The organism is Lentisalinibacter salinarum, assembly GCF_040706555.1.
Lineage (GTDB): Bacteria > Pseudomonadota > Gammaproteobacteria > Steroidobacterales > Woeseiaceae > Lentisalinibacter > Lentisalinibacter salinarum.
The window spans coordinates 64,626-89,170 of sequence record NZ_JAPDRH010000005.1 but is presented as its reverse complement, the minus strand read 5'-3'; the positions used below and the strand labels follow the sequence as shown (position 1 = coordinate 89,170).

Here is a 24,545-nt window from a genome sequence, read left to right as displayed (position 1 = left end):
CGCAATGGTCACACCGGTCACACCACTCACCGCGATACGCCGCATCCGGACCGCCTTCGCGCCGGCCTTTGCCGCAGTCCTGCTGCTGGCCGCCGGGCCGCTCGCGGCCCAGGAGCAAGCCACGCCCGGTTCGACGGCTGGCGCCGTGCCGGCCGATGGCGGGGCCGACGAGGCGCTCGAGCAATACCGGGTGGAGCTTATCGTGTTCGAGTACGGCGACTCTCTCGCGGGCACCACCGAGGACTGGTCTGCGCCACCCGACTCCGCCGACGACACCGCGACCGGGGAGGAGACCGGCACCGAGGCCGACGCAGAAACGAGCGAAGGAGGAACGCTGCGGGACGACCGTCCGCAGCAGCGTCCGGTCACGGACGCCTCCTCGCCCAATGCGCCTGGCGACCCGGCGAGCGGGACCGGCGTCGGCGGCGATCTGCCCGAGGAACCGGCTTTTCGCTTCATGCCGCTGCCGGAACAGGAACTCGAACTGGGCGAGGTGTATCGGCGGCTCCGCAATACGGACGGCTACCAGCCGCTCCTGCACGTCGCCTGGCAGCAGCCCGGTTACGATCCGGAGACAGCGCAGGCACTCGATCTCTCGCGGCTGGCGGAGCTGCCGGACCGACTGCAGGGCGAGGTCCGGCTGTACCGGTCGCGCTTCCTGCACCTGGAACTGGACCTGGAACTCTGGTCGGAGCCGGGGCGGTCCCTGCCGTCGCCGGCGACGACGGAGCCACTCTTCCCGGACCGGGGCCGGCCGCAGGCCGGCGAGCCGCTGGACGCGCTGGAGCCCGACGTCTACCGACTCAGCGAGCGGCGCAAGCTGCGCAGCGGCGAACTCCACTACTACGATCATCCCCGCTACGGCGTGCTGGCGAAGGTGACGCCGGTGGAGCTGGAGGAGGAGCCCGCCGAGGCGCCCGGCACCGGTGAGGCGGAGCCGGCGGACCCGGCACCGACCGACGCCTCGTCCACGGCTGGCTGAAGCGCTCAGTGCTCGGCCGATGAGGCCAGGGCTTCCATGACGAAATCGTTCGCGTCCTGCTCGGCATCGGGCAGCGCCGCAGTCACCATGCAATGGACGGTGACGAACCGACCCACCGGTGAGTGCGGGTGATGGATGCCGAGTTCCCGTACCTGGCGGCTGATGGAATCGGCGAAACCGCGCACCGCGGACTCGTCGCCGCCGTGCACCAGCGCCACGATGCAGTCTTCCTCCAGCCGGGAAGCGATATCGCTGGCCCGGCGCAGGCGCCGGGTAATGCAGCGGGCGACCCGGCGGATCATCGACTCGGTGGCATGCCGGCCGAAGGTATCGAGATAGGCACCGAACGCCTCGATGCGGAACACGAGCAGCGACAGCCGGTGGCCTTCACGCCGAGCCAGTGCCCAGTCGTGGGACAACACGCCGTCGAAGAACGGGCGCGGCGCGAGTCCCGTTGCCGCATCCCGCCGCTCGGTCGCCGGCAGCGTCTCGGCCGGGTTCGGAGGACCGTCCGCCGCCTGCGCCTCGCCCTTGCGCAACGACAGGTGGCAGGCCGCGTACTCCCTGCCCTCGGACGCCTCCAGCGGCGTCACGCACAGGGACAACGGCGGCCCGGGCTCGTCCGGCGTGCCCGGATAGACGGTGAGATAGATCGGCTCCCGGTCCGCCAGCGCCTGCGCGACCCGCGGCCAGTCGTCGCGGCCGCCGACCCTGTGCAGAATGCTCTTCAGGCTCTGGCCCGACAGCTCTCCCGGGCTGAGCCGCGCCAGTTCACCGAACGCCGGGTTGAAGAACACGGCTTGCCAGTCCTCGCCCTGCTTCGTTACCACCATCATCCCCTCGGGCAGACCGAGCAGCAGTGACTCCAGCAGGCTCTTGGACAGCGACTTCATCGGCTCTCAGGTATCCTCCGCTGACGGCGCTGCGGCATTGACGATCAGTGCCAGCGCCACGCGGCTGGCCGCTTCGGCGCCACGGCTGAGGTTCTGCTCCAGGTCCGCGTGTATCGCTGCCTCGCCCCGGCCGGCCGCACGGTTCACCAGCACCGCCAGGCAAGCGTATTCGAGCGCGAGCTCCCGTGCCAGCACCGCCTCGGGCATGCCCGTCATGCCGATGTACTCGACGCCGTCCCGGGCCAGCCGGTCCACCTCTGCCCGGGTCTCGAGCCGCGGCCCCTGGGTGACGCCGTAGACCCCGCCGGCACGGCAGGGGATGCCCAGTCCGGCCGCGCGGCCGATCAGCGCCTGGCGCAGGGCCGCATCGTAAGGATCGGTGTAATCGATGTGCTCCAGCGGGCCGGACTCCCCGTCGAAGAAGGTGGACTCCCGGCCCCAGCTGTAGTCGATCAGCTGGTCCGGCACGGCGAGCGTTCCCAGCGGCGGCTCGGCGGGTATGACACCGACGGCGTTGACTGCCACCACCCGGCACACGCCGAGCTGGTCCAGGGCCCAGAGGTTGGCCCGGTAGTTCACGCGGTGAGGCGCGATGTCGTGCCGGTCGCCATGGCGGGACAGGAACCAGAACCGCTCGCCCTCGGCGGCCAGCTCCATGAGCGGCGCGGACGGCGGACCGAACGGCGTCGTCATCTCCCGCGTATCGACCACTTCCACGCCGGGCATGCGCTCCAGCCCGGAGCCGCCGATCACTGCGATGCCGCTGTCCTTCTTCACCCTGGGTATTGCCTCGCGCATTACCGCACCCGTTACAGGGGCTCCTCGAGAGCGTACAGGCCCGGCAGCTCTCGCCACCGTCCCTGATAGTCCATGCCGCAGCCGACAATGTAGCGGTCCGGCACCAGCAGGCCGACGAAGTCCGGGCTGAAGCGCGCCGCGCGGTCGGGCAGATCCTTGACGGTCAGCACGCAGGTGAGCACCTCCTCGGCCCCTGCCTCGCGGCAATGATTCGCGACGGCCGCCAGCGTGACGCCCTCGTCGAGGATGTCGTCGACGACGAGCACGGACCGGCCCGCGAGCGGCGTCTCCGGCACGGCCTGCCAGCGCAGTTCTCCGCCGGTCGCACCGCGGCCATAGCGCCCTACCCGCAGCGTGTCGTTCACGTGGGGGATGCCGAGCCGGCGGGAGATCTCATCGGCCGGCATGCGCCCGCCCTCCAGCACCGCGACCAGCACCGGATCCCGGCCTGCCAGGCGCGCGCTGATGGCGGCGGCCAGCCGGTCGAAGGCGGCGGCCACCTCCGCCGGGCTCGCAATGCGGACGGCACCCTCGGGGATGCGCACGTCGCTGCCCTGACCGTGAGCGAAGTCGTCAGGCATCGAGTTCCAGCACCGGTCGGTCCATGGCCTCCGCGAGTTCGGTGTGCAGCGCCTGCCAGCGCTCGCCGGCGAGCAGCCGCTGCCGGCCGGTCCGCCGGCGCCCGTGGAAACGGGCCAGTCGGACGAGGCTGGGCGGATTGCGGTAGTCGCCGAGGCCCTCGGCCGTCGCCTCGGCACGTGCCCGGTCGTTGCAGACCAGCACCATGTCGCAGCCGGCGTCGAGCGCCGCTCGGGCCCGGCGCGACATGCTGCCGACGCTCTCTGTGGCCTTCATGCTGAGGTCGTCGGAGAACACGGCGCCGTTGTAGCCCAGCCGCCCGCGCAGCTCCTCGCCGATCCACCAGCGGGAGAAGGTGGCCGGGCGGGCATCCACCTCGCTGTAGACCACGTGGGCCGTCATGATGCCGGGTACGCCGGCGCGCACGAGTCGCTCGAAGGGCTTCAGGTCTTCCATGATCTCGCCGTAGGGACGGCGGTCGACCGGCAGTTCCTCGTGGGAGTCCGGCACCACCGCGCCGTGCCCGGGATAATGCTTGGCCACCGCCGCCATGCCGGCGTCCTGCATCCCGTGCATGTAGGCCGCCGCAAGTTCGCCGGCCGCCTCCGGGTGGGCGTGGAAGGCCCGGTCGCCGATGACCTCGCTGAGACCCCAGTCGAGATCGAGCACCGGTGCGAAGGAGAAATCGACACCGACCGCACCCAGCTCGGCTGCCAGCAACCAGCCGGTGTGGCGGGCGAGCCGTCGGCCGGTGTCCGGATCCACGTCATAGCGCCGCCCGAGCCAGCGGGCGGTCGGCAGCTCGGTGAAACCCTCGCGGAAGCGCTGGATGCGGCCGCCTTCCTGATCGACGGCGACCAGGAGCGCCGGCGTGCGCAGCCGGTGGATGGCCTCCGTCAGTGCGGTCAGCTGATCCGGCGAGGCATAGTTGCGGCTGAACAGGATCACGCCGCCCACGGCCGGATGCATCAGGAAATCCCGGTCCGCCGACGTCAGTTCCGTCCCTTCGATGTCCGCCATCAGCGGGCCGAGTGACATGCTCCCTCCGTCGCTCCGGTCGCAGATCTTGCCCAGGATCGACAAAATACTTCAATACCCGAGCATAAAACTTTGAACTTCATCATATTCTGTCGAATACCGCGACGGATTCCATGTGGCTCGTATGGGGGAACATATCCAGAACGCCGGCCGCAGACAATCCGAGACGCCCCGGGGCGGTCAGCGTGCCCGCGTCCCGCGCGAGGGTGCCCGGGTGACAGGACACGTACACCAGACGCCGCGGCGGTCTCTCCGCGAAGTGCCGCGCCAGTGCGTCCGCGCCCGGTCGCGCGGGATCGAGCAGGACCCGGTCCCAGTCGGACCGCAGCCAGTCCTCGCCCGGATCGGGCTCGGCCAGGTCGCGATTCAGGAAGGCGACGTTGCCGAGGCCGTTGGCCGCCGCATTCTCCTCGGCCCGCCGCACCAGATCGGCGCTGCCCTCGATGCCCAGCACTACGCCGGACCGCCTGGCCAGCGGCAGCGTGAAATTGCCGATGCCGCAGAAGAGATCGAGAACGCGCTCCTCCGGCCCCGGCTCGAGCAGCTCCACCGCCCGTGACACAAGCGCCCGATTCAGTGCGCCGTTCACCTGGATGAAATCCAGCGGCCGGAACCGGATCGACAGACCGAACTCGGGCAGGTCGTAGCGGAACGGCTCGGGCATACCGCCGTCGGCGTCCGGCAGCGGCCGCACCGTCTCCGCCCCGCCGGTCTGCAGGAAGAAGCGCAGCGCGTGCGTCTCGGCGAAGCCCCTGAGCCGCGCCTCGTCCTCCGCGGACGGCGTCTCGAGCACGCGCAGTACCAGCGCGGTCAGGTTATCGCCGACGGCGACCTCGATCTGGGGGATCTGCTCGCGCACCGACAGCCCCGAGATGAGCTCCGCGAGTTCGCCGAGCAGCCCGCCGACGGGCTCCGCGAGCACTTCGCAGCGGCCCGTGTCGGTGACATAGGGCTTGAAACGCTCCCGGAAGCCCACCAGCACCCTGCCCTTGCCCTGGACGTAGCGCACGCCCAGGCGGGCCCGGCGTCGGTAATGCCAGGCGGGCCCGCGCAGCGGCTCGAGCACCCGTTCGGGCACGACGCCGCCGATGCGCTGCAGGTTGTCGAGCAGGACCTGCTGCTTGGCCTCGATCTGACGCTCGGCGGCCAGGTGCTGCAGCGAACAGCCGCCGCAGATGCCGTAGACCGCGCAGCGCGGCTCCACCCGGTCCGGCGAGGGCTCCAGCACGGCCTCCAGCCGCGCCTCGTCGAAGTTCTTCCGCCGCCGCACCCGCAGGAAGCGCACCCGCTCGCCGACCAGGGCGCCGTCCACGAATACCTTCTTGCCGGGCACGTCGGCGATGCCGCGCCCGTCGTGGGTAATGCCCAGGATGCCGGCCTGTTCCGGCTCGCGCTGCTTCTTCGCCATTTTCTTCCCGGTGGCGCAGGCCTCAGCGGCCGGCGGCACCATCCCAGGCCTCGAGGAACTCGGCGAAGTGTGCCTCCCCGCTCTCGCCGAGGGTCCGGCGCACCCGCTCGTATTCCTGCTCGAGGTCCGCCGCCGACATACGGCCGCGCATGAACTCGAAGCGCAGATACACCAGATACGTGTTGACGACGTCGGTCTCGCAGTAATTGCGTATGCCCTCGATGTCGCCGGCCTGCCACGCGCCCCAGACCTTGTCGCCGCTCATGCCGAGCTTGCCGGGGAATCCGAGCATCACGGCGATGTCGTCCAGGCCCGCCCGGGCGCGGGCCTGGTAGCCGGCGAGCACGTCCATGAGGTCGATGTGGCGCCAGTGGAAGCGGCCGAGATAGTTGTTGTAGCGGTAGTCCCGCTCGCTGTCGCCGGTCTCCCAGTACCGCGACGCCACGACGCCGTGCATGAGGGCCCGGTAATGCAGCACCGGCAGGTCGAAGCCGCTGCCATTCCAGGACACGAGCGTGGGCGCGAAGCGCTCGATGCCGTCGAAGAAACGAGTGACGATTTCCGCCTCGTCGGCATCCGGCTCGCCGAGGCTCCAGACCCGGAAACTGTCGCCGGTCCTGAGCGCCACCGAGATGGCGACGACCCGGTGCAGGTGCAGGGGCATGAACTCGGTGCCGGCTTCCTGCAGCCGCTTGAAGGTCATCGCGGTCGCCACATCGTCGTCGGTCAGGTCGCCCAGATCCCACAGGCGCCGCCCGGCCTCGAAGTCGGGTATGGTCTCAATATCAAAAGCGAAACAATGCATTAAGCTATCTTCTTAATTTGAATTATCATTCACTGCTGGCCCGTCTGCCCTTTCCGCGACGGCGAACGCGAGCACCAGCCCTGCCTCGTCGGTGAGGCTGACGTGGGTGTTGCCGATGCCCAGCCGCCGGCAGACAGCCTGCCCGCGCTCCGAGAAGATCACCACCGGACGGCCCCGTGGATCGGGCACGAAGCCGGCATCCCGAATCCACATGCCGTGGGCGAAACCGGTGCCCATGGCCTTCACCACCGCCTCCTTGGCCGCGAAGCGCATCGCCAGGAATCGCACCGGGCGCTTGTTGCGGCGGAACAGCTCGGCTTCCCGCGGCATCAGCAGCCGGCGCACGAAATGCTCGCCGAACCGCTGGTAGGCATCGGCGATACGGGAGATCTCGACGACGTCCGTGCCGACGCCGAATATCAAGAGCCCCGCGCTCCCTGCATCAACTCGCGCATGCGCGCCACGGCGGGGCCGAGTCCCTCGATGACGGCACGGGCGATGATGGCATGGCCGATGTTGAGTTCGACGATCTCCGGGATGGCGGCGATCGGCCCGACGTTGTGATAGTGCAGCCCGTGCCCGGCGTGCACGGTCAGGCCGTTCTCGGCCCCGAAGCGCGCGGCCTCGCGGATGCGCTCGAGTTCCCCGGCCTGCTCGGCACCGTCCGCTTCCGCGTAGGCGCCCGTGTGCAGTTCCACCACCGGCGCACCGCAATCGTAGGCGGCCCTGAGCTGCTCGGCATCGGGATCGATGAACAGGGAGGGACGGATGCCCGCCGTGGAGAGCTGCAGCACCGCGTCGGTCACCTCGTCCCGCCGGGCGACGACATCCAGACCGCCCTCGGTCGTCAGCTCCTCCCGCTTCTCCGGCACCAGGCAGCAATCGGCCGGCCGCAGCTCAAGGGCGATGGCGATCATCTCCTCCGTGACGGCCATCTCCAGGTTCATGCGCGTCTGCAGCGTCCCGGCCAGCACGCGCACGTCCCGGTCCTGGATGTGGCGCCGGTCCTCGCGCAGGTGCACGGTGATGCTGTCGGCGCCCGCACGCTCCGCGATGAATGCCGCCTCCACGGGATCGGGATAGCGCGTGCCCCGCGCCTGGCGCAGGGTGGCCACGTGATCGATGTTCACTCCGAGTTTCAGTGTCCGCATCTCGCTGTCTTCCTGTCCGGCCGGGCCCCGGCCGCGCCCTAGCGGGTCTCGCCGTCGCCCGCCTCGCTGCGCCGGCGCATCGCACGCATCACCCGCCGGCTGCTGAGCTCCCTGCCTTCGAGGCAGTGCTCCAGCGCCATCTGCAGGATGCGCCGCGCCCGTCTCAGGAGCGCCGGGTCCTCCAGTCGTTCGGCGGCGATATCCCGGAGTTCGGCGCCGCTGTACAGGGAGGCGTCGGGGCCGTCCGCGGTGACCCGGGCGACGCCCTCCGCCGCCTTCACCCGGTACCAGGCGCCCTCCTCCACCGGCAGGCCGGTAACCATATCATGCTCCAGATCGAGGCCGTAGCCGATGGCGCGCAGCAGCCTGAGCTCGAAGCAACGCAGCGTGAACTCCACGTCGGGACGGCCGGCCAGTCCGGTCACCGCCGCCTCGTACGCGGCGTAGACGTCGGGCTGGGCGTCGTGGCGATGGGTGAGTTTCAGCACCAGCTCGTTCACGTAGAAACCGGCCATGAGCGCATCGCCGGAGAGGTCGGGCAGCCGGCCGGCCGCCTCCACGCCGGTGAGCGTGCCGAGGTCGCCGGCGATGGTCCAGGACAGCTCCAGCGGGGCGAAGGGTCGCAGTATGCCGCGATAGCGCGAGCGGGCCGAGCGCACGCCCCGCGCCACCAGGCCGATGCGGCCGTGGTCCCGGCTGAAGATCTCGATCAGCTGGCTCGAGTCCCGGAACGGCCGGCTGTGCAGCAGGAAACCGGGCTGGGAGGCGATGCGGGACCGCTGGCTCACCGGGTCTCGTAACCGAACTCGCGCAGGCTCTTCTCGCTGTCCGCCCAGTTCTCGCGCACCTTGACCCACAGCTCCAGGTGCACGGGCGCGCCCAGCATCCGTTTCAGCTCCCGCCGCGCGGAGGTGCCCACCGCCTTCAGGACGCCGCCGCCCCGCCCGACCACGATCCCCTTGTGTGACGGCTTGTCCACGTACACGACGGCGTCGATCTCGTACCCGGTGCCGGTGCGGGCGAACTTCTCGATGACCACGGTGAGCCCGTAGGGCAGTTCGTCGCGCAGCCTCAGCGTCAGCTTCTCGCGGATCAGCTCCGCGGCCATGAAGCTCTCGCTGCGGTCGGTGACGGTATCCCGATCGTACAGCGGCGGCGAGACCGGCAGGTAGCGCGGAATGATGGCGAGCAGGCGGTCCACGTTATCGCCAGTGCGCGCCGAGAGCGGCACGATCTCGGCGAACTCCGCCTTGTCCGCGACCCGGGCCAGCGTCTCCAGCAGACGCTCCTTCGGCCGCACGAGATCGGCCTTGTTGGCGATTGCGATGACGGGATGGCCCGCGTCACGGATGCGGTCGAGCACCATCTGGTCCGCCCCGCGCCAGCCCCTCGCGTCGAACAGGAACAACAACAGATCCGCCTCCGCAGCCGCACCGGTGGCCGCCCGGTTCATCGCGCGGTTGATCGCGCGTGGCTGATCGCCGTGCAGACCCGGCGTATCCACGAAGATGATCTGCGCGTCATCACGCTCGCTGATGCCGTGGATGCGGTGCCGGGTGGTCTGCGGCCGCGGCGTGACGATGCTCACCTTGCGGCCGACGATGCGGTTGATCAGCGTGGACTTGCCCACGTTCGGCCGCCCGACGACGGCCACGAAGCCGCACCTGTGATCCTGTTGCTGTCGTTCCGACATGGGGGTCCTATGATGGCGAGCCGGCGGTCAGGGAGGCAAGCAGCCGGTGCGCGGCCTCCTGTTCGGCCTCCCGGCGGCTCGCGCCGCTCGCCGTCGCCTCGCCGTCGGGCTGCACCAGTCGGCAGCGGACCTCGAAGCGCTGGTCGTGCGCCGGCCCGCTGGCGCCGATCAACTCGTAGGCGGGCAGCGGCAGGCCGCGCGCCTGCAGCCATTCCTGCAGGCGGGTCTTCGGGTCCTTCAGCGAGTCGCCCTCGGGAAGGTGCTCGAGCCGCCGGGAATAGAGGCGGTGTACCACCCGCTCGGCCTCCGCGTAGCCACCGTCGCGGAAGATGGCGCCCAGCAGCGCCTCCAGCCCGTCGGCCAGGATGGAGTCCCGCCGGAAGCCGCCGCTCTTCATCTCGCCGGAGCCGAGCTTCAGATGCTCGCCGAGCCCGTGCTGGCGGGCGATCTGCGCCAGCGAATGGTCGCGCACCAGGCGGGAACGCAGCCGGCTCAGCTCCCCCTCCTCGGCGTCGGGGCGGAGCGAGATCAGGGCGTCGGAAATGACGCAGTCGAGCACCGCGTCGCCCAGAAACTCGAGCCGCTCATTACTGCGGCCCGGCGCGCTGCGATGCGTGAGCGCGCGCTCCAGCAGTGTGGTGTCGCCGAACTCGTAGTCGAGGGTCCGCTGGACCCATTGGGTGATCTCTTCCAAAGCCCGGCGTGTCGCCCCCCGATCAGCTGAGATCGGCTGTGGTCAGCTGCGGACCTCGACCGTCTTGTTGAAACTCACCGCAAACGAGATATTCGAGATGAATGGCGTGCGGTTCTCGTACTTGGCCTCGATCACGTAGCCGTCCGCGACCTTCTTTATGCTCAGGTCCCGCTCGCTGATGATGTTGATGCTCTCGATGTCGAAGCGGCGGGAAAGCGAGCGCATCAGGTCCTGACGAGTCGGGCCCTGTCCCTCGAACTCGTCCTTCACGCCGTCGAGCACGCTGACGATCTTCATGTGCTCGAGGTAGACGGGCACCAGGCGGATACCGGCAAAGACGAACAGGCCGACGAAGGCCACGAGGATGAGCATGCCGAGGGTCGTCATGCCCCGCTGCCTGCCGCCGCGATCGATGTGACGAAGCTCCACCATATCCGCCTCCGGAACCTGCTGGGAAAGCGTTATGTCACGCGATATTAACCGATCACGCAGTGACCTGCGCCACATTATCGGATTTTGTCGCCGATGCGATCCCAGCGCGGCCACTCGCCCCACTGCCAGTTCAGCCAGATGCGGCTGGCCCGGCCCACCAGATTGTCCTCCGGCACGCAGCCCACCTGCGGGAAGCGGCTGTCCCGGCTGTTGTCACGATTGTCGCCCATCATGAAATAGCAGCCCCCGGGCACCTCGAAGCGGTAGACGCCGGACAGCGGGCTGCGCTGAAGCAGGACCAGGTGTTCGTTATCGCCCAGGCGCTCGACGAACAGCTGCCCGGTCTCCCCGTCCTCGGTCCAGCGCTCGGCCGCTTCCATCTCGACCGGCTCGCCGTTGATGAACAGCCGATGGTTGCGGTACACGATCTCGTCGCCGGGCAGGCCGACCACGCGCTTGATGTAGTTGATGTCCGGGTTGGAGGGCAGACGGAAGACGGCGATATCTCCGCGCTCGGGCCGGCCGGTCTCCACCACCTCGGTGTGCAGCACCGGCAGCCTGAGGCCGTAGGAGTACTTGGAGACGAAGATGAAGTCACCCACCAGCAGGGTGGGCACCATGGAACTCGACGGGATGCGGTAGGGCTCGAAGGCGAACGAGCGTATCGCCAGCACGAGCAGCAGCACGGGGAAGAACGAGCGCGAATACTCGACGATCTTCGGCATGCCGGAGCCGGCCTCCGCTTCGGCGCGGGCGTGCCGCCCGCGTCCGCTCAGCGCCCAGACGAGCCAGATCACGCCGGTGATCAGCGTGGCCAGTACCAACAGCAGTGACAGGTCCAATTTCATTTCCGCGCGACGATCCGGTTGAGCACCTTACTTCTCCACCTGCAGTACGGCAAGGAACGCTTCCTGGGGAATCTCCACGGAGCCGAGCTGTTTCATGCGCCGCTTGCCCTCCTTCTGCTTCTCCAGCAGCTTGCGCTTGCGGCTGACGTCACCGCCGTAGCACTTCGCGGTCACGTTCTTGCGCAGGGCCTTGACCGTGCTGCGCGCGATGACGTGGGCGCCGATCGCCGCCTGTATGGCCACCTCGAACATCTGCCGCGGTATCAGTTCCTTCATTTTCTCCACCAGTTCCCGGCCCCGTGGGTAGGCCTTGTCCCGATGGACGATGACGGACAGCGCGTCCACCTTCTCCTTGTTGATCAGGATGTCGAGGCGCACGAGATCGGCCGCCTGGAAGCGGGCGAAGTGATAATCGAAGCTGGCGAAACCGCGGCTGGCCGACTTCAGCCGGTCGAAGAAGTCGAGGACCACCTCCGAGAGGGGCATCTCGTACTCCAGCGAGACCTGGCCGCCGAGGTAGAGCATCTTGGTCTGCACGCCGCGCTTCTCGATACACAGCTTCATGACGGCGCCGACGTGCTCCTCGGGCACCAGGATGCCGGCGACGATGATCGGTTCGCGGATCTCGCCGATCTCACCCGTCGGCGGCAGGGCGGACGGATTGTCCACGCTGACGACCTCGCCGGTCACGGTCTGCACCTCGTAGACGACGGTGGGCGCGGTGGTAATCAGGTTGATGCCGTACTCACGCTCGAGCCTCTCCTGGACGATCTCCATGTGCAGCATGCCGAGAAAGCCGCAGCGGAAGCCGAACCCGAGCGCCACCGAGGTCTCGGGCTCGAAGTGCAGCGCGGCGTCGTTCAGCCTGAGCTTCTGCAGCGCCTCGCGGAAGGTCTCGTAGTCGTCCGACTGGGACGGGAACAGGCCCGCGAACACCCGCGGCTGCATCTCCCGGAAGCCCGGCAGCGGCTTGTCGCAGGGGCGCTTGTCGATGGTGAGCGTGTCGCCGACCGGCGCCCCGTCGATCTCCTTGATGCTGGAGATGACGAAGCCCACCTCGCCGGCCTCCAGCGTTTCCGTGTCCAGCATCTTCGGCGTGAACTTGCCCACCCGGTCCACCTGGTGGGCACGGCCGGTCGACATGACACGGATCTTGTCCCGGTTCGTCAGCGTGCCGTTCACCACCCGCACCAGACAGACCACGCCCACGTAATTGTCGAACCAGGAATCGACGATGAGCGCCTGCAGCGGCGCCTCCGTGTCGCCCACCGGCGGCGGTATCCGGGTGACCAGCGTATCCAGCAGTTCGCGCACCCCCTCACCGGTCTTCGCGCTGACCAGCACGGCGTCGTGCGCCTCCAGGCCGATGATCTCCTCGATCTCGTTGATTACTTTCTCGGGCTCCGCTGCCGGGAGATCGATCTTGTTCAGGACGGGCACCACTTCCAGTCCCTGATCGATGGCCGTGTAGCAGTTGGCGACACTCTGCGCCTCCACGCCCTGGGCGGCATCCACCACCAGCAGCGCGCCCTCGCAGGCTGCCAGCGAGCGCGAGACCTCGTAGGAGAAGTCCACGTGCCCCGGCGTATCGATGAAGTTCAGCTCGTAGACGCTGCCATCCGTCGCCGTGTACTCGAGCGATACGGTCTGCGCCTTGATGGTGATGCCCCGCTCGCGCTCCAGGTCCATCGAATCCAGCACCTGGGCGGCCATCTCCCGGTCACTCAGCCCGCCGCAGATGTGGATGATGCGGTCGGCAAGCGTGGACTTGCCGTGGTCGATATGGGCGATGATCGAGAAGTTGCGGATGTTCTTCATATAAGCGGGGTCGACTCAGGATGGTGCGCGGGGAGCCGGCTCGCGGTGCCCGGGCGGGCCCGGATACCCGAGAGTCCCCGGCGTAGCGCGGATTATAAACGGCCCGGGGGCTCCGGTTCGCCGTTTTCCGCGGGCGCGCCGCACCGATCGAGATAATCCAGCAGCCTGGCGCGATCCAGCCTGGCCTCGCAGAGCACCCGGCCGTCCGCCTCGAGCACCGGCACGCGCAGCCCGTAGCGCTCGACCAGTTCCGGATCACGGTCGACGTCACGCAGGTGGATGCGCGCCCGGCCCCGCGCCAGGGGCATGAGTTCCTCGATGAGGATCTCGCACAGATGGCAGCCGCGCCGGGTATAGACGGTCAGGTCAGCCATCCGCTCGCACCCCCGCCGGTTCGCCCGCGAGCAGGCGGGGACGGCAGCGTCCGGCCGCGTCCATGCGCCTCGACGTGGCGCGGGCCAGTGGCAACGCCGCCGCGAATGCGCCGAAAGCGAGGCCGACGGTGGCAGGCTCGCCGATACCCAGCAGGCTCGCCGCCGCGCTGCCCGCCAGCAGGCCCGCGAGCGGGATGCCGTACACGGCAACGGCGGCACCGGCGAGGCCGCGCTGCTCCAGGGCCACGCGGACGGTATCCCCCGGCTCGGGCCGATAGTCGGGGGGTAGGGGCAGGACCAGACGGCCCTCGCCCGCCCGCGCCGCGGCGAAACCGAAACCGCAGCCCTCGCCGCGGGCGCAGCGCGCGCAGGACCCGGCCGTTGCCACCCGGACCACGACGGTGTGCCCGTCGACGGCCTCGACGCGGCCGTCGCGGACCAGCAGTCCGTCGCAGTCACTCACCGGCAGGCGCCGCAGCGAGAGAATTGGCGATCATCCGCACGGTGTGGCCCGGCACCTCGCCGATCACCGTCACCTGATGTCCGTTGACCACGGTGCCGAAGGCGTAGGCGGCGCCGATACGGGAGGCGCCTTCGAGTTTGCCGGCCCCTTCCTGCCCGGACTCCACGAAGACGGACACGCTGGCGACGCCGTCGGAGTAGACGATGTGGGCCACCTCGCCCTCGCTGTCCGGGAAACGCTCCGTGCCTGCGGAAACCAGCCGGAAGCCGCTGGGTACTTCGCGGGCCTCGAAACCGGTGGGATTGACGTCTTCGCGCCCGGCTGCCTGTACGGCGTCTCGCACCCAGGTGAAACCCTCGATGTCCATCGACGGGCGGAGCGCCGAAGCCGGGATGGGCTTGCCGATGGTGATCTCGGCGAAGCGCATCTCCTCGACGATCTCGCCGCCGGTGCCCACCACCTGGCGCCGCAGCGGCAGCGCGGAGGCCTTGTCCAGCCAGAGACGGTGACCGAAGCGGAACTGATCGCGGGGCCGGATGGCCAGTTGTACCGACGGGCGGCCCACCACGCGCTCGTAGTCCTCGATGGTGAGGTCGTAGCTGCGGGACAGCGCGTCGGGCTGCACGGCGAGGCGGCCGAACAGACCTTCCTGGTTGATCTGCTGCTCGACCAGCACCATGCGGCTCTCGGGCAGGATGCAGTGCACCTCGTCACCGGCCCGGATGATCTCGCGGCCCGCGCCATCCAGGGACTCGAGCTTCTCGCTCACCTCGCCGTCCTGGTAGCGATGGACGACGCGCAGTGTCTGCACCTGACCGTTGTGCACCCGCACGACGGTGCCGCTGTAATTGGCCTGCTCGACGGCCACCGCCATCCGCTGCAGCCATTCCATGGGCGAGGGATCCGCCGCCAGCGCAGCCCCGCACAGCGCCGCGGCGGCGAAACCAACGAGGAAACTGCCGCCGTGCACCGCTGCGTTACCGGGCCGCATCATCCGCCGGGTTCTCTGCCGTTCCCGTCCGTCCGTCTTCAGAAGTCACCGTGGAGTCTTGCGTGGAGGTTTCCGTGGCGTATTCCGTGGGGTATACCAGGGGCCCGTTCGGCTGCGTGACGATGCGGCTGTGCATCCCGCTGCGCATGAGTGTACCAGCCCGCTCGCCGTGGCTGATCATGTAGTTGGTGAGCCGCGCCGGCACGGCACTGACCGGCCGGACCGTCACGGCCGCGTCCACCGGAACGGTGTAGGCATAGCCCTCGGCAGTGCCCTCGAGCGGCGCCGCGACCGGGGCTTCCCCGTCGGTCTCCGCGGTGACCGCCTCGGGACCGGCGACCTCTCCGGTGTTCTGCAGTCCCATCAGCGCGACCACCGCCACGGAGGCGGCCACCGCCACGCCGGCGGCCGGTCGCAACCAGCGGGAGCGGCCCGGCCCGGCTGCCCTGCCGCCGTAAGTGGTCTCGCCGTCGAGCGCCGCGGCGACGCGCCCGGCCAGGTCGATACCCGCCAGGCGCTCGCCGCGCAGCGCCTGCCCGATCAGCAGATAGCGTCCGGCGACGCGCCGCAGTTCCTCGTCGGCCTGCAGCCGCCGCAACAACAGCTCCGCTTCTCCGTCGGGCAGTTCGTCGTCCAGGAAGGCCGACATCTGGTCTCGTAGCTTGTCGTTCATGTCACACCGATCTCGTCTACCGGACCGCGCGCCTCATGCGAGGAGCGGATCGATCCTTTTACTGATGGCTTCCCTCGCCCTGAAGATACGCGATCGCACGGTACCCACCGGGCACTCCATGGTCTCGGCGATCTCCTCGTAGGTCATCCCTTCCAGCTCGCGCAGTATGATGGCCGTGCGCAGATCCTCCGGGAGGTCCTGGATCGCCTCGTCGATGGTCTGCTGCACCTCGTCCTTCATAAGGACCCGTTCCGGGCTGTCGATATCCTTGAGACGGGCCTGCATGTCGTATTGTTCCGGGTCCTGCAGATCCAGGTCGTATTCCACGGGCCGGCGCTTGGCCGCCACCAGATAGTTCTTGGCCGTATTGACGGCGATGCGGTACAGCCAGGTGTAGAACGCGCTGTCGCCGCGGAACCGGGGCAGGGCCCGGTAGGCCTTGAGGAATGCCTCCTGGGCCACGTCGTTAGCCTCGTCGGGGTCCCGCACATAGCGCATCACCAGGTTCACGATCTTCGTCTGGTACTTGAGCACGAGCAGGTTGAATGCCTGCTTGTCCCCCTGCTGTACCCGCTTCACCAGTGCGGCGTCGCTCCGCTTCGCGCTCATCGGTCGGACTCACGCCGGACGGTATCGCGCACTGCCAACGCAATAGACAGGGGGCCGTCTGGAAAGTTCTCGGGATAAGCCATCGGCGAGGAGGAAAATCCTTGTTTGTGATACGCCTCACGCGGCCTGCTGATACCGCGGCGGGCAGCAGCGCATGATGGACCTGATGAAAGACGCCTGGACGACAGAGTCAATTCTAGCAGTTGGGCGAGTTTGCAACCAAAGCGCCTCGCCGCGTGCGCCAGAGTATGCGCAGGCGGCGCCAGTCTTCTCCGTTCTCCGGCCTCGGGCGTCGCAGCGGCACCAGCCACAGCCGTCCGCCGTCGCCGCGGAACGCGGCCAGCGCCGCGCCGCGGCCGAACCAGCTTCCGGGCGACAGGCTGACGGGAATCTCCCCGTTGCCGGTGCCGAGGAACCAGCCGCGGGCCGGATCGTAGCTCACGGTCTCGGGCAGTGGAGCGCAGGCGGCGAGGCGGCGGTGGCAGACCAGCCCTGCTGCCAGCGGCAGGACGGTCGCCAGTCGGCCCCACCCCGTGCCGACCGCGGCCAGCGCGACGGCCGTGAGCAGCGCAACCGCCGCGACGTAGCCATGCAGCCAGCGCCCGTGCGAAGGGTCAACGGGTAGAGAAATCGCGAATGCGGCGGATGATGGCGGCAAGCCCGGGCTCCGGTTCGGCTCTGCCGAGCAGGTAAGCCCATATCTCCGGATCCTGCGACTCCAGTAAGGCCGCGAAATCCGCCTTTAGGGGCTCTCCCAGCCGCGGATATTCCTGTTCCAGGAAGCCGCTCAGGAGGACGTCGAGTTCGCGCATGCCGCGCCGGCACAGCCAGCGCAGCCGCCCCGGCGGCGCAGCGGTATCCGTCATGGCCGCCCGGCCCTCAGAGCCGGCGCTCGGCCAGCATCTTCTTCGTCTCAGCTATCGCCTTCGCCGGATTCAGGCCCTTCGGGCACGTCTGGGTGCAGTTCATGATGGTGTGGCACCGGTACAGGCGGAAGGGATCCTCCAGCGCGTCCAGACGCTCCCCGGTGGCCTCGTCCCGGCTGTCTACCAGCCAGCGATAGGCCGCCAGCAGCGTGGCGGGACCGAGGTAGCGGTCACCGTTCCACCAGTAGCTCGGGCAGCTGGTCGAGCAGCAGGCGCACAGGATGCAGGCCGACGGGCTGTTGATCTTCTCCTGGTCCTGCTTGGACTGCAGGCGCTCGCGGTCCGGCGGTGCCGGTGTGCGGGTCTGCAGCCAGGGCTTGATGGAGGCGTACTGGGCGTAGAAGTTCGTGAGATCGCCCACCAGGTCTTTCACCACCGGCAGGTGCGGCAGCGGGTAGATGCTGATGTCGCCGCCCACGTCCTCGTTGGCGGTGATGCATGCCAGCTGGTTGCCGCCGTCGATATTCATCGCACAGGAGCCGCAGATGCCCTCCCGGCAGGACCGGCGGAACGTGAGCGTGGGGTCGACTTCGTTCTTGATCTTGATCAGCGCGTCGAGAACCATCGGACCGCACGCGTCCATGTCCACCTCGTAGGTATCCATGCGCGGGTTCTCGCCGCTGTCCGGATCGTAGCGATAGACCACGAACCGTCGCACGTTCTTCGCGCCCTCCGGTGCGGGGAAATGACGGCCCTTGCCTATCCGTGAGTTCTCCGGGAGTCGAAATTCTGCCACGTCTGCCGATTCCTCTTGGTGTTGCCGTGTCCGGGTGTGCCGGTCCGCCTCAGTAGGTACGCGCCTTGGGCGGGATGGCCTGGACCTCGTCCGTCAGCGTCTTGCCGTGCACAGGGCGGTAGTCGATCTCCACGCCGCCGTCCTCGCCGACCCAGGCCAGCGTGTGCTTCATCCAGTTCTCGTCGTCGCGGTCCGGATAGTCCTCCCGCGCCTGGGCGCCGCGGGACTCCTTCCGGTTGGCCGCGGAATGGATGGTGGCCAGCGCGTTCAGCAGCAGGTTCTCCAACTCCAGTGTCTCAACGAGATCGGAGTTCCAGATCATGGACTTGTCCGCCACGCTTACCCGGCCGAAGTCGCCGAAGGTGTCCTTCAGCTTCTCGATGCCCTCCGCCAGCAGATCGCCGGTACGGAAGACCGCCGCATGGTTCTGCATCAGCTTCTGCATCTCGAGGCGGATCTCCGCCGTAGGACGCTCGCCGTCGCGCGCGAGCAGCCCGCGGATCTTCTCCACCGTCGCCTTGCCGGCGTCGTCCGGCAGCGGCTTGTGCCGCACACCCCGATCCATGCTCCCGGCGCAGTGCCGTGCCGCGGCCCGGCCGAATACCACCAGGTCCAGCAGGGAGTTCGAGCCGAGCCGGTTGGCGCCGTGCACCGACACGCAGCCCGCCTCGCCGACGGCCATGAGACCCGGCACGACGCTGTCCGGGTCGCCGTCCCGGGAGGTCACCACCCGTCCCCGGTAGTCCGTCGGGATGCCGCCCATGTTGTAGTGCACGGTGGGCAGTACCGGTATGGGCTCCTTCAGCACGTCGACATTGGCGAAGATTTTCGCCGTCTCGGCGATGCCGGGCAGCCGTTCCTCGATCACATCGCGACCGAGATGCTCCAGGTGCAGGTAGCAATGGTCCTTCTCCGCGCCGACGCCCCGCCCCTCGCGGATCTCGATGGTCTCCGCCCGGCTGACGACGTCCCGGGACGCGAGGTCCTTCGCGTTCGGCGCATAGCGCTCCATGAAGCGCTCGCCCTCCGAGTTGGTGAGGTAGCCGCCCTCGCCACGCACGCCCTCGGTGATGAGGCAGCCCGCGCCGTAGATGCCGGTGGGATGGAACTGCACGAACTCCATGTCCTGCACCGGCAGGCCGGCCCGCAGCACCATGCCGCCGCCGTCGCCCGTGCAGGTGTGCGCGGAGGTGCAGGAGAAGTAGGCACGGCCGTAACCGCCGGTGGCGAGGATGACCTGATGCGCGCTGAAGCGATGCAGGCGGCCGGTGGCGAGATCCAGCGCCACGACGCCCCGGCACACGCCCTCTTCCATGATCAGGTCGATGGCGAAATACTCGATGAAAAACTCCGCCTCGTGCTTCAGCGATTGCTGGTACAGCGTGTGCAGCATGGCGTGGCCGGTGCGATCCGCCGCGGCGCAGGTGCGCTGCGCGGTGCCCTCGCCGAAGTGGGTGGTCATGCCGCCGAAGGGCCGCTGGTAGATGCGCCCGTCCTCGGTGCGGGAGAACGGCACGCCGTAGTGCTCGAGTTCGATGACGGCGTCCGGGGCCTCCTTGCACATGTACTCGATGGCGTCCTGATCGCCGAGCCAGTCGGAGCCCTTCACGGTGTCGTACATGTGCCAGCGCCAGTCGTCCTCGCCCATGTTGCCGAGTGCGGCGCTGATGCCGCCCTGGGCGGCCACGGTGTGGCTGCGGGTGGGGAACACCTTGGTCACGCAGGCGGTCGTGAAACCCGCCTCGGCCAGCCCGAAGGTGGCGCGCAGTCCGGCGCCGCCGGCGCCGACGACGACCACGTCGTACTTGTGGTCGATGAAATCCTTGTCCAGGCTCATGTATCAGTCCCGAAAGCGATCTTGAGGATGGCGAACAGCGCCGCGACGGCCACCACGACGTGCAGGAAACGCACGGCCAGCAGCGTGATCACGCGGGTCGCGCCGCCCGTGTAGTCCTCGATCACCACCTGGGTACCGAGGAACGAGTGATAGGTGAGAGTCGCGACCAACAGCACCAGCAGTACTGCGGTCACCGGCCGGGCGATCCACGCCGTCACCGTGGCGTGATCCAGGCCTTCCAGGCCGAGGAGCGCGAAGACGAACCACAGCGTCAGCGGCACCAGCGCCACGGCGGTCACCCGCTGCATCCACCAGTGTTCCGTGCCCGATTTGGCCGATCCGAGCCCGAGCGCCCGGGCCATGGGAGTCTTGATGGTCATGTGCGTGCTCCCTCTAGCTGCCCGACGCGAGGATGACGGCCCACAGCACCGCCGTTGCCACCACGCTGGCGGCGACCACCGTCCAGCCGGATGCCCTCGCCTGCTCCATCTCGAAGCCCATGCCGGCGTCCCAGAACAGGTGGCGGATGCCGTTGCCGAGGTGGAAGAAGAAGGCATAGCTGCTGCCGACCAGGATCAGCAGCCCGAGCGGCGAGCCGACGAAGCCGGCGACGGACTCGTAGGAGGACGCCCCGGAGGCCGCGGCCAGCAGCCAGGCGGCGAGCAGCAGCGTGGAGAGAGACAGCGCCACACCCGTGCCCCGATGCAGGATGGAAAGCGTGGAAGTGATGCGCCAGCGGTAGACACCGATGTGCGGTGACAGTGGCCTGTTGGTGTTGTCCATGTCCCTCTTTTTCGTCTGACGAAGCTGGTCCCGATGCCGGCGTCGAACCTCTGTCGTGCACGCAGGACACGCCCGCGCAGTCTCGTCATCCGGCCCCGGATGACTGCCTCTTCGCGGCGGGTGTGCCCGGCGCCTCGGGCCCGCTGGCCCGGCGGCACCTCAGAAGTCTATGCAACGGCCGCCTTTCTCCCAGTCACCGTAACGCGTAGGATCGGGACCCTGACGGCCGCCGATCTCTTTCGGCGCCTCGTCACCCGGGAGCGGCGCGTTTCCGGCGTCTTCGCGGGCTCCGTCGTTGCTCTCCGGGGGTGTTTCGGGCGGCTGCCTAGACATGGTCTAAGTATGCCAGAGGCGATCATTCGATGCACCCGCCCGAACTGAGTCAAACCCTTGAAACCCGGCCACTGCGGCGACGTCCGGAGCGCGCCGGCAGGACGGCCGAGGAGGCGAATTGAGCGAACCATCGAACCCCATCAGCGACGCCCCGGTCTGCCTCGCGGTGACCGGCGCGGACCGGATCGATTTCCTGCAGGGACAGCTCACCCAGGACGTCGATCGGCTCGAGGCGGACCGGATTCTGACTGCCGCCTGGTGCAACCCGAAGGGCCGGGTGATCGCGCTGCTCACCCTCGTGCATGGCCGCGATCGCGTGCTGCTCTTCCTGCCCGATTGGCAGGCGGACGACTTCACCGAGCGCCTGCTCCGCTATCGGCTCCGCGCCGACGTGGAGATCGAGCCGCAGTCGGAAACGCGGCTCGTCGCCGTCGACTCGGGACCGGGCGGCATGCAGCTGCCCGAGGGCGAACCCGTGCTGGCCACGCGGCTGCTGCCCGGCACCGAACCGCGCGTGATGGAGATCTGCACGGCGGCCGATCAACTCCAGGGTCTGGATGCGACGCTGCTCCCGCCGGAAGCCTGGCGCCGCGCGGCCATCCGCGCCGGGCGCCCCGCGCTGTATCCCGAGACGGCCGAGTCCTTCACGCCGCACATGCTCAACCTGGACCGGCTGGATGCTATCAGCTTCCGCAAGGGCTGCTACACGGGCCAGGAAGTGGTGGCGCGCACGGAGAACCTGGGCCGGCCGTCGCGGCGCATGCTGCGCTTCAGCGCGGCGGCGGAGCCGTCCGCGCCCGGCGCACGGCTGCTGGACGAGGCCGGCAGCACGGCCGGCACCGTGGTGCGGGCCGCTGCCGCCGACGGCGGCAGCGAATTCCTCGCGGTGGTCTCCATCAAGCAGCTCGGCGGCGAGTTGCGCCTGGAGGACGGCACGCCGGCCGCCCCCGGCTCGCTGCCCTACTCCGTGCCGGAGCTCGGGGGAGGCTGAGCGTCATCCTGGCCATGTTCCTGGCCGTGCTCGGGCCGCATATACGGGAACAGCAGCACGTCGCGGATCGACGGTGAGTCGGTCAGCAACATGACCAGCCGATCGATGCCGACGCCGAGGCCGGCGCAGGGCGGCATGCCGTATTCCAGCGCGCGGATATAGTCCTCGTCGTAGGACATGGCCTCCTCGTCGCCCGCGCTGCGGTTCTCGACCTGGGCGCGGAAACGTTCCGCCTGGTCCTCGGGGTCGTTCAACTCGGAGAAGCCGTTGGCGATCTCGCGCCCCGCCACGAAGAACTCGAACCGATCCGCGACGAAGGGGTCGTCGTCGTTGCGCCGGGACAGCGGCGAGACTTCCACGGGATAGGCGGTCACGAAGGTGGGCTGATCCAGCGTGTCTTCCACCGTCTTCTCGAAGATCTCGATCTGCAGCTTGCCGGGTCCGTAGCCCGCCAGCACCGGAATGCCCAGGGATTCCGCCACGGCGGCCAGGTGGTCCCGATCCCGCACGCGGGAAGGCTCCAGCCCCGGGTTGGCATCCAGGATCGATTGCTCGACGGTGATCCGGCGGAATGCCGGCCCGAAGTCGTAGGTGCTGCCCTGATACTCGACGGCAGTGGCACCGGTGACCGCCTCGCAAACGCCGCGCATCAGGCTCTCCACCAGCTCCATCAGATCCCGGTGATCCGCGTAGGCACAGTAGAGCTCCAGCATCGTGAACTCCGGATTGTGCTGGGTGGAGACGCCTTCGTTGCGGAAGTTGCGGTTGATCTCGTAGACGCGCTCGAAACCGCCCACCACCAGCCGCTTCAGGAACAGCTCCGGCGCGATGCGCAGATACAGCCGCATGTCCAGCGCGTTGTGATGCGTCACGAACGGACGCGCCAGCGCGCCGCCCGGCAGCGTCTGCATCATCGGCGTCTCCACCTCCAGGAAGTGCCGCTCGTCCATGAAGGCGCGGATGAAGGAGACGATCTCCGAGCGTGTGGTGAACACCCGCCGGCTGTCCTCGTTGATGATGAGATCGACGTAGCGCCGGCGGTAGCGGGTCTCCTGGTCGCTGAGGCCATGCCACTTCTCGGGCAGCGGACGCAGCGCCTTCACCAGCAGTCGCAGGACGTCGACCTTGACGCTGAGCTCGCCGGTGCGCGTCCTGAACAGCGTGCCCTCGGCCGCCACGATGTCGCCGAGGTCCCAGCCCTTGAACTGCCGGTAGAGGCCCTCTGGCAGCGCATCGCGCTGGATGTAGAGCTGAATCTGGCCGCTGTGGTCCTGCAGCTTCGCGAAGCTCGCCTTGCCCATCACCCGCTTGGCCATCATGCGGCCGGCGACGCGTACGCGGATGCCGCGCTCCTCCAGTGCCTCGCCGTCCTCCTGATCCCAGGCGGCATGCAACTCTGCCGCCAGCGCATCGCGGCGGAAGTCGTTCGGGTAGGCGCCGCCCGCCTCGCGGAGCTCGGCGAGTTTGCGCCGACGCTCGGCGATCAGCTTGTTCTCGGATTCCGCGGGCTTGTCCTGACTCAATGCTCTTCCCTCAATGTTCTGCCGGCGGCGTTGTCACAGGCCCTGCTTCAGGCTCGCCTCGATGAATTCGTCCAGGTCGCCGTCCAGCACCGCCTGAGTGTTGCCGGTCTCCACCCCGGTGCGCAGGTCCTTGATGCGGGACTGGTCCAGCACGTAGGAGCGGATCTGGCTGCCCCAGCCGACGTCGGCCTTGGTGTCCTCCAGGGCGTCCGCCTCGGCGCGGCGCTTCTGCAGCTCCAGCTCGTAGAGCTTGGCCTTCAGCTGCTTCATGGCGGTGGCCTTGTTCTTGTGCTGGGAGCGGTCGTTCTGACACTGCACCACGATCCCCGTGGGCTCGTGGGTGATGCGCACGGCCGACTCCGTGCGGTTGACGTGCTGGCCGCCGGCGCCGCTGGCCCGGTAGACGTCGATGCGCAGATCCGACGGGTCCACCTCGATGTCGATGTCGTCCTCCACTTCCGGCGAGACGAACACCGACGCAAACGACGTATGGCGGCGGTTGCCGGAGTCGAACGGCGACTTGCGCACCAGGCGGTGCACGCCGGTCTCGGTCCTGAGCCAGCCGTAGGCGTACTCGCCGACGAACTTCACCGTGGCGCTCTTGATGCCGGCCACCTCACCCTCGGAGGCCTCGATCATCTCGGTACGGAAGCCGTGCTGCTCGGCCCAGCGCAGATACATGCGCAGCAGCATCTCGGCCCAGTCCTGCGCCTCGGTGCCGCCGGCGCCGGACTGGATGTCGACGAAGGCGTTGGCCGAATCCATCTCGCCGGAGAACATGCGGCGGAACTCCAGCCCTTCGACGTCCCGGGCCACGCCCCCGACGTCCCGGGCGATGGAAGACAGGGTGTCCTCGTCTCCCTCCTCGGCCGCCATCTCGAGCAGCTCGCCGGCATCCGTGACGCGGGTGCCTATGCGATCGAGGGTGCCGACCACCTTCTCGAGTTCGGCGCGTTCCTGGCCGAGCGCCTGGGCACGCTCGGGGTCCTGCCACACGGCCGGGTCCTCCAGCTCGCGCAGGACTTCGGTCAGTCTCTCCGACTTGCCCGCGTAGTCAAAGATACCTCCTCAGGGCCTCTGCCCTGTCCGAGAGGTCTTCGATCTCTGTTCTGATCTGGTTGGTGTCCATTGCACCCCTCCGAAAACAAGCGGCGCAGTCTATCATGA

30 protein-coding genes are annotated in these 24,545 nt (G+C 68.5%); 2 read left to right on the top strand and 28 right to left on the bottom strand.

Going from position 1 to position 24,545, the window contains the following annotated elements:
• The first annotated feature begins 4 nt into the window (after window positions 1-4).
• Window positions 5-982 (top strand): CsiV family protein, encoded by a 978-nt coding sequence (locus tag ACJMKZ_RS18215; RefSeq protein ID WP_405234655.1) that lies wholly within the window; start codon window positions 5-7, stop codon window positions 980-982.
• 5 nt (window positions 983-987) lie between these two features.
• Here the strand turns inward: ACJMKZ_RS18215 and ACJMKZ_RS18210 are convergent, their stop codons facing one another.
• From ACJMKZ_RS18210 to ACJMKZ_RS18085, 26 genes are all read right to left on the bottom strand, one after another.
• Window positions 988-1,875, bottom strand: a complete 888-nt coding sequence (locus ACJMKZ_RS18210; protein ID WP_405234654.1) for a sensor domain-containing diguanylate cyclase — start codon at window positions 1,873-1,875, stop codon at window positions 988-990.
• Between the two features lie 6 nt (window positions 1,876-1,881).
• A complete protein-coding gene (locus tag ACJMKZ_RS18205) occupies window positions 1,882-2,673 on the bottom strand; it encodes an S-methyl-5'-thioinosine phosphorylase (protein ID WP_405234653.1) in 792 nt (263 codons plus the stop codon).
• 11 nt (window positions 2,674-2,684) lie between these two features.
• Complete coding sequence (locus ACJMKZ_RS18200; RefSeq protein ID WP_405234652.1) at window positions 2,685-3,254, bottom strand: hypoxanthine-guanine phosphoribosyltransferase; 570 nt, start codon at window positions 3,252-3,254, stop codon at window positions 2,685-2,687.
• Window positions 3,247-4,290 (bottom strand): beta-N-acetylhexosaminidase, encoded by a 1,044-nt coding sequence (nagZ, locus tag ACJMKZ_RS18195; RefSeq protein ID WP_405234651.1) that lies wholly within the window; start codon window positions 4,288-4,290, stop codon window positions 3,247-3,249. Before nagZ ends, ACJMKZ_RS18200 begins: the two co-directional genes overlap by 8 nt.
• Window positions 4,291-4,372: 82 nt before the next feature.
• Window positions 4,373-5,698 (bottom strand): 23S rRNA (uracil(1939)-C(5))-methyltransferase RlmD, encoded by a 1,326-nt coding sequence (gene rlmD / locus ACJMKZ_RS18190; protein WP_405234650.1) that lies wholly within the window; start codon window positions 5,696-5,698, stop codon window positions 4,373-4,375.
• A 22-nt stretch (window positions 5,699-5,720) separates the two neighbouring features.
• A complete protein-coding gene (locus ACJMKZ_RS18185) occupies window positions 5,721-6,503 on the bottom strand; it encodes a 3'-5' exonuclease (RefSeq protein WP_405234649.1) in 783 nt (260 codons plus the stop codon).
• A gap of 12 nt (window positions 6,504-6,515) precedes the next feature.
• Window positions 6,516-6,926: a holo-ACP synthase gene (acpS, locus tag ACJMKZ_RS18180; RefSeq protein ID WP_405234648.1), complete on the bottom strand. Its 411-nt coding sequence runs from the start codon at window positions 6,924-6,926 to the stop codon at window positions 6,516-6,518.
• Window positions 6,923-7,654 (bottom strand): pyridoxine 5'-phosphate synthase, encoded by a 732-nt coding sequence (gene pdxJ / locus ACJMKZ_RS18175; protein ID WP_405234647.1) that lies wholly within the window; start codon window positions 7,652-7,654, stop codon window positions 6,923-6,925. Before pdxJ ends, acpS begins: the two co-directional genes overlap by 4 nt.
• A gap of 38 nt (window positions 7,655-7,692) precedes the next feature.
• Window positions 7,693-8,442, bottom strand: coding sequence for a DNA repair protein RecO (gene recO, locus ACJMKZ_RS18170; protein WP_405234646.1), 750 nt, complete (start codon window positions 8,440-8,442; stop codon window positions 7,693-7,695).
• On the bottom strand, window positions 8,439-9,347 hold the full coding sequence (gene era / locus ACJMKZ_RS18165; protein WP_405234645.1) for a GTPase Era: 909 nt from the start codon (window positions 9,345-9,347) through the stop codon (window positions 8,439-8,441). Before era ends, recO begins: the two co-directional genes overlap by 4 nt.
• Before the next feature lie 7 nt (window positions 9,348-9,354).
• Entirely contained in the window at window positions 9,355-10,041 is a 687-nt protein-coding gene (gene rnc / locus ACJMKZ_RS18160; RefSeq protein WP_405234644.1) for a ribonuclease III, read from the bottom strand.
• 42 nt (window positions 10,042-10,083) lie between these two features.
• Window positions 10,084-10,473: a DUF4845 domain-containing protein gene (locus ACJMKZ_RS18155; RefSeq protein ID WP_405234643.1), complete on the bottom strand. Its 390-nt coding sequence runs from the start codon at window positions 10,471-10,473 to the stop codon at window positions 10,084-10,086.
• 74 nt (window positions 10,474-10,547) lie between these two features.
• Window positions 10,548-11,321, bottom strand: coding sequence for a signal peptidase I (gene lepB, locus ACJMKZ_RS18150; protein WP_405234642.1), 774 nt, complete (start codon window positions 11,319-11,321; stop codon window positions 10,548-10,550).
• Window positions 11,322-11,348: 27 nt separating this feature from the next.
• Window positions 11,349-13,139: a translation elongation factor 4 gene (gene lepA / locus ACJMKZ_RS18145; protein WP_405234641.1), complete on the bottom strand. Its 1,791-nt coding sequence runs from the start codon at window positions 13,137-13,139 to the stop codon at window positions 11,349-11,351.
• Between the two features lie 92 nt (window positions 13,140-13,231).
• Entirely contained in the window at window positions 13,232-13,513 is a 282-nt protein-coding gene (locus tag ACJMKZ_RS18140; protein WP_405234640.1) for a glutaredoxin family protein, read from the bottom strand.
• The gene (locus ACJMKZ_RS18135) at window positions 13,506-13,976 is read right to left on the bottom strand and encodes a SoxR reducing system RseC family protein (RefSeq protein WP_405234639.1); all 471 of its coding nucleotides are present in this window, start codon (window positions 13,974-13,976) and stop codon (window positions 13,506-13,508) included. Before ACJMKZ_RS18135 ends, ACJMKZ_RS18140 begins: the two co-directional genes overlap by 8 nt.
• Window positions 13,969-14,970 (bottom strand): MucB/RseB C-terminal domain-containing protein, encoded by a 1,002-nt coding sequence (locus ACJMKZ_RS18130; protein ID WP_405234638.1) that lies wholly within the window; start codon window positions 14,968-14,970, stop codon window positions 13,969-13,971. Before ACJMKZ_RS18130 ends, ACJMKZ_RS18135 begins: the two co-directional genes overlap by 8 nt.
• Complete coding sequence (locus tag ACJMKZ_RS18125) at window positions 14,954-15,640, bottom strand: sigma-E factor negative regulatory protein (protein ID WP_405234637.1); 687 nt, start codon at window positions 15,638-15,640, stop codon at window positions 14,954-14,956. Before ACJMKZ_RS18125 ends, ACJMKZ_RS18130 begins: the two co-directional genes overlap by 17 nt.
• A 33-nt stretch (window positions 15,641-15,673) precedes the next feature.
• The gene (gene rpoE / locus ACJMKZ_RS18120) at window positions 15,674-16,249 is read right to left on the bottom strand and encodes an RNA polymerase sigma factor RpoE (protein ID WP_405234636.1); all 576 of its coding nucleotides are present in this window, start codon (window positions 16,247-16,249) and stop codon (window positions 15,674-15,676) included.
• 196 nt (window positions 16,250-16,445) lie between these two features.
• On the bottom strand, window positions 16,446-16,907 hold the full coding sequence (locus tag ACJMKZ_RS18115; protein ID WP_405234635.1) for a hypothetical protein: 462 nt from the start codon (window positions 16,905-16,907) through the stop codon (window positions 16,446-16,448).
• Window positions 16,864-17,115 (bottom strand): FAD assembly factor SdhE, encoded by a 252-nt coding sequence (locus tag ACJMKZ_RS18110; RefSeq protein ID WP_405234634.1) that lies wholly within the window; start codon window positions 17,113-17,115, stop codon window positions 16,864-16,866. Before ACJMKZ_RS18110 ends, ACJMKZ_RS18115 begins: the two co-directional genes overlap by 44 nt.
• A 13-nt stretch (window positions 17,116-17,128) precedes the next feature.
• A complete protein-coding gene (locus tag ACJMKZ_RS18105) occupies window positions 17,129-17,911 on the bottom strand; it encodes a succinate dehydrogenase iron-sulfur subunit (RefSeq protein WP_405234633.1) in 783 nt (260 codons plus the stop codon).
• Window positions 17,912-17,960: 49 nt separating this feature from the next.
• The gene (gene sdhA, locus ACJMKZ_RS18100; protein WP_405234632.1) at window positions 17,961-19,748 is read right to left on the bottom strand and encodes a succinate dehydrogenase flavoprotein subunit; all 1,788 of its coding nucleotides are present in this window, start codon (window positions 19,746-19,748) and stop codon (window positions 17,961-17,963) included.
• Window positions 19,745-20,128 carry a succinate dehydrogenase, hydrophobic membrane anchor protein gene (gene sdhD, locus ACJMKZ_RS18095; RefSeq protein WP_405234631.1) on the bottom strand — a complete coding sequence of 128 codons (384 nt, stop codon included), beginning with the start codon at window positions 20,126-20,128 and terminating at the stop codon, window positions 19,745-19,747. Before sdhD ends, sdhA begins: the two co-directional genes overlap by 4 nt.
• A 13-nt stretch (window positions 20,129-20,141) precedes the next feature.
• Entirely contained in the window at window positions 20,142-20,531 is a 390-nt protein-coding gene (gene sdhC, locus ACJMKZ_RS18090) for a succinate dehydrogenase, cytochrome b556 subunit (RefSeq protein WP_405234630.1), read from the bottom strand.
• A gap of 159 nt (window positions 20,532-20,690) precedes the next feature.
• The gene (locus ACJMKZ_RS18085; protein ID WP_405234629.1) at window positions 20,691-20,864 is read right to left on the bottom strand and encodes a DUF1674 domain-containing protein; all 174 of its coding nucleotides are present in this window, start codon (window positions 20,862-20,864) and stop codon (window positions 20,691-20,693) included.
• Between the two features lie 118 nt (window positions 20,865-20,982).
• Between ACJMKZ_RS18085 and ygfZ the strand changes: the two genes are divergently transcribed.
• Entirely contained in the window at window positions 20,983-21,855 is an 873-nt protein-coding gene (gene ygfZ / locus ACJMKZ_RS18080) for a CAF17-like 4Fe-4S cluster assembly/insertion protein YgfZ (RefSeq protein WP_405234628.1), read from the top strand.
• On the opposite strand, the gene lysS is transcribed toward ygfZ, so the two are convergent.
• Both lysS and prfB read right to left on the bottom strand, forming a co-directional pair.
• Complete coding sequence (gene lysS / locus ACJMKZ_RS18075) at window positions 21,825-23,378, bottom strand: lysine--tRNA ligase (RefSeq protein ID WP_405234627.1); 1,554 nt, start codon at window positions 23,376-23,378, stop codon at window positions 21,825-21,827. The genes ygfZ and lysS overlap by 31 nt on opposite strands.
• Before the next feature lie 33 nt (window positions 23,379-23,411).
• Window positions 23,412-24,507 (bottom strand): peptide chain release factor 2 gene (gene prfB, locus ACJMKZ_RS18070; RefSeq protein WP_405234626.1). Its coding sequence is split into 2 segments (ribosomal slippage): window positions 23,412-24,434 and window positions 24,436-24,507, totalling 1,095 coding nucleotides; the frame shifts between segments, so codons are not numbered across the junction.
• Window positions 24,508-24,545: the final 38 nt, after the last annotated feature.

Bases quoted from the DNA above. Each gene is read 5' to 3' on its own strand.
- ACJMKZ_RS18215 (WP_405234655.1), top strand. From the start codon at position 5: ATGGTCACACCGGTCACACCACTCACCGCGATACGCCGCATCCGGACC.
- ACJMKZ_RS18210 (WP_405234654.1), bottom strand. From the start codon at position 1,875: ATGAAGTCGCTGTCCAAGAGCCTGCTGGAGTCACTGCTGCTCGGTCTG.
- ACJMKZ_RS18205 (WP_405234653.1), bottom strand. From the start codon at position 2,673: ATGCGCGAGGCAATACCCAGGGTGAAGAAGGACAGCGGCATCGCAGTG.
- ACJMKZ_RS18200 (WP_405234652.1), bottom strand. From the start codon at position 3,254: ATGCCTGACGACTTCGCTCACGGTCAGGGCAGCGACGTGCGCATCCCC.
- nagZ (WP_405234651.1), bottom strand. From the start codon at position 4,290: ATGTCACTCGGCCCGCTGATGGCGGACATCGAAGGGACGGAACTGACG.
- rlmD (WP_405234650.1), bottom strand. From the start codon at position 5,698: ATGGCGAAGAAGCAGCGCGAGCCGGAACAGGCCGGCATCCTGGGCATT.
- ACJMKZ_RS18185 (WP_405234649.1), bottom strand. From the start codon at position 6,503: ATGCATTGTTTCGCTTTTGATATTGAGACCATACCCGACTTCGAGGCC.
- pdxJ (WP_405234647.1), bottom strand. From the start codon at position 7,654: ATGCGGACACTGAAACTCGGAGTGAACATCGATCACGTGGCCACCCTG.
- era (WP_405234645.1), bottom strand. From the start codon at position 9,347: ATGTCGGAACGACAGCAACAGGATCACAGGTGCGGCTTCGTGGCCGTC.
- ACJMKZ_RS18155 (WP_405234643.1), bottom strand. From the start codon at position 10,473: ATGGTGGAGCTTCGTCACATCGATCGCGGCGGCAGGCAGCGGGGCATG.
- lepB (WP_405234642.1), bottom strand. From the start codon at position 11,321: ATGAAATTGGACCTGTCACTGCTGTTGGTACTGGCCACGCTGATCACC.
- lepA (WP_405234641.1), bottom strand. From the start codon at position 13,139: ATGAAGAACATCCGCAACTTCTCGATCATCGCCCATATCGACCACGGC.
- ACJMKZ_RS18140 (WP_405234640.1), bottom strand. From the start codon at position 13,513: ATGGCTGACCTGACCGTCTATACCCGGCGCGGCTGCCATCTGTGCGAG.
- ACJMKZ_RS18130 (WP_405234638.1), bottom strand. From the start codon at position 14,970: ATGATGCGGCCCGGTAACGCAGCGGTGCACGGCGGCAGTTTCCTCGTT.
- ACJMKZ_RS18125 (WP_405234637.1), bottom strand. From the start codon at position 15,640: ATGAACGACAAGCTACGAGACCAGATGTCGGCCTTCCTGGACGACGAA.
- rpoE (WP_405234636.1), bottom strand. From the start codon at position 16,249: ATGAGCGCGAAGCGGAGCGACGCCGCACTGGTGAAGCGGGTACAGCAG.
- ACJMKZ_RS18110 (WP_405234634.1), bottom strand. From the start codon at position 17,115: ATGACGGATACCGCTGCGCCGCCGGGGCGGCTGCGCTGGCTGTGCCGG.
- sdhA (WP_405234632.1), bottom strand. From the start codon at position 19,748: ATGAGCCTGGACAAGGATTTCATCGACCACAAGTACGACGTGGTCGTC.
- sdhD (WP_405234631.1), bottom strand. From the start codon at position 20,128: ATGACCATCAAGACTCCCATGGCCCGGGCGCTCGGGCTCGGATCGGCC.
- sdhC (WP_405234630.1), bottom strand. From the start codon at position 20,531: ATGGACAACACCAACAGGCCACTGTCACCGCACATCGGTGTCTACCGC.
- ACJMKZ_RS18085 (WP_405234629.1), bottom strand. From the start codon at position 20,864: ATGTCTAGGCAGCCGCCCGAAACACCCCCGGAGAGCAACGACGGAGCC.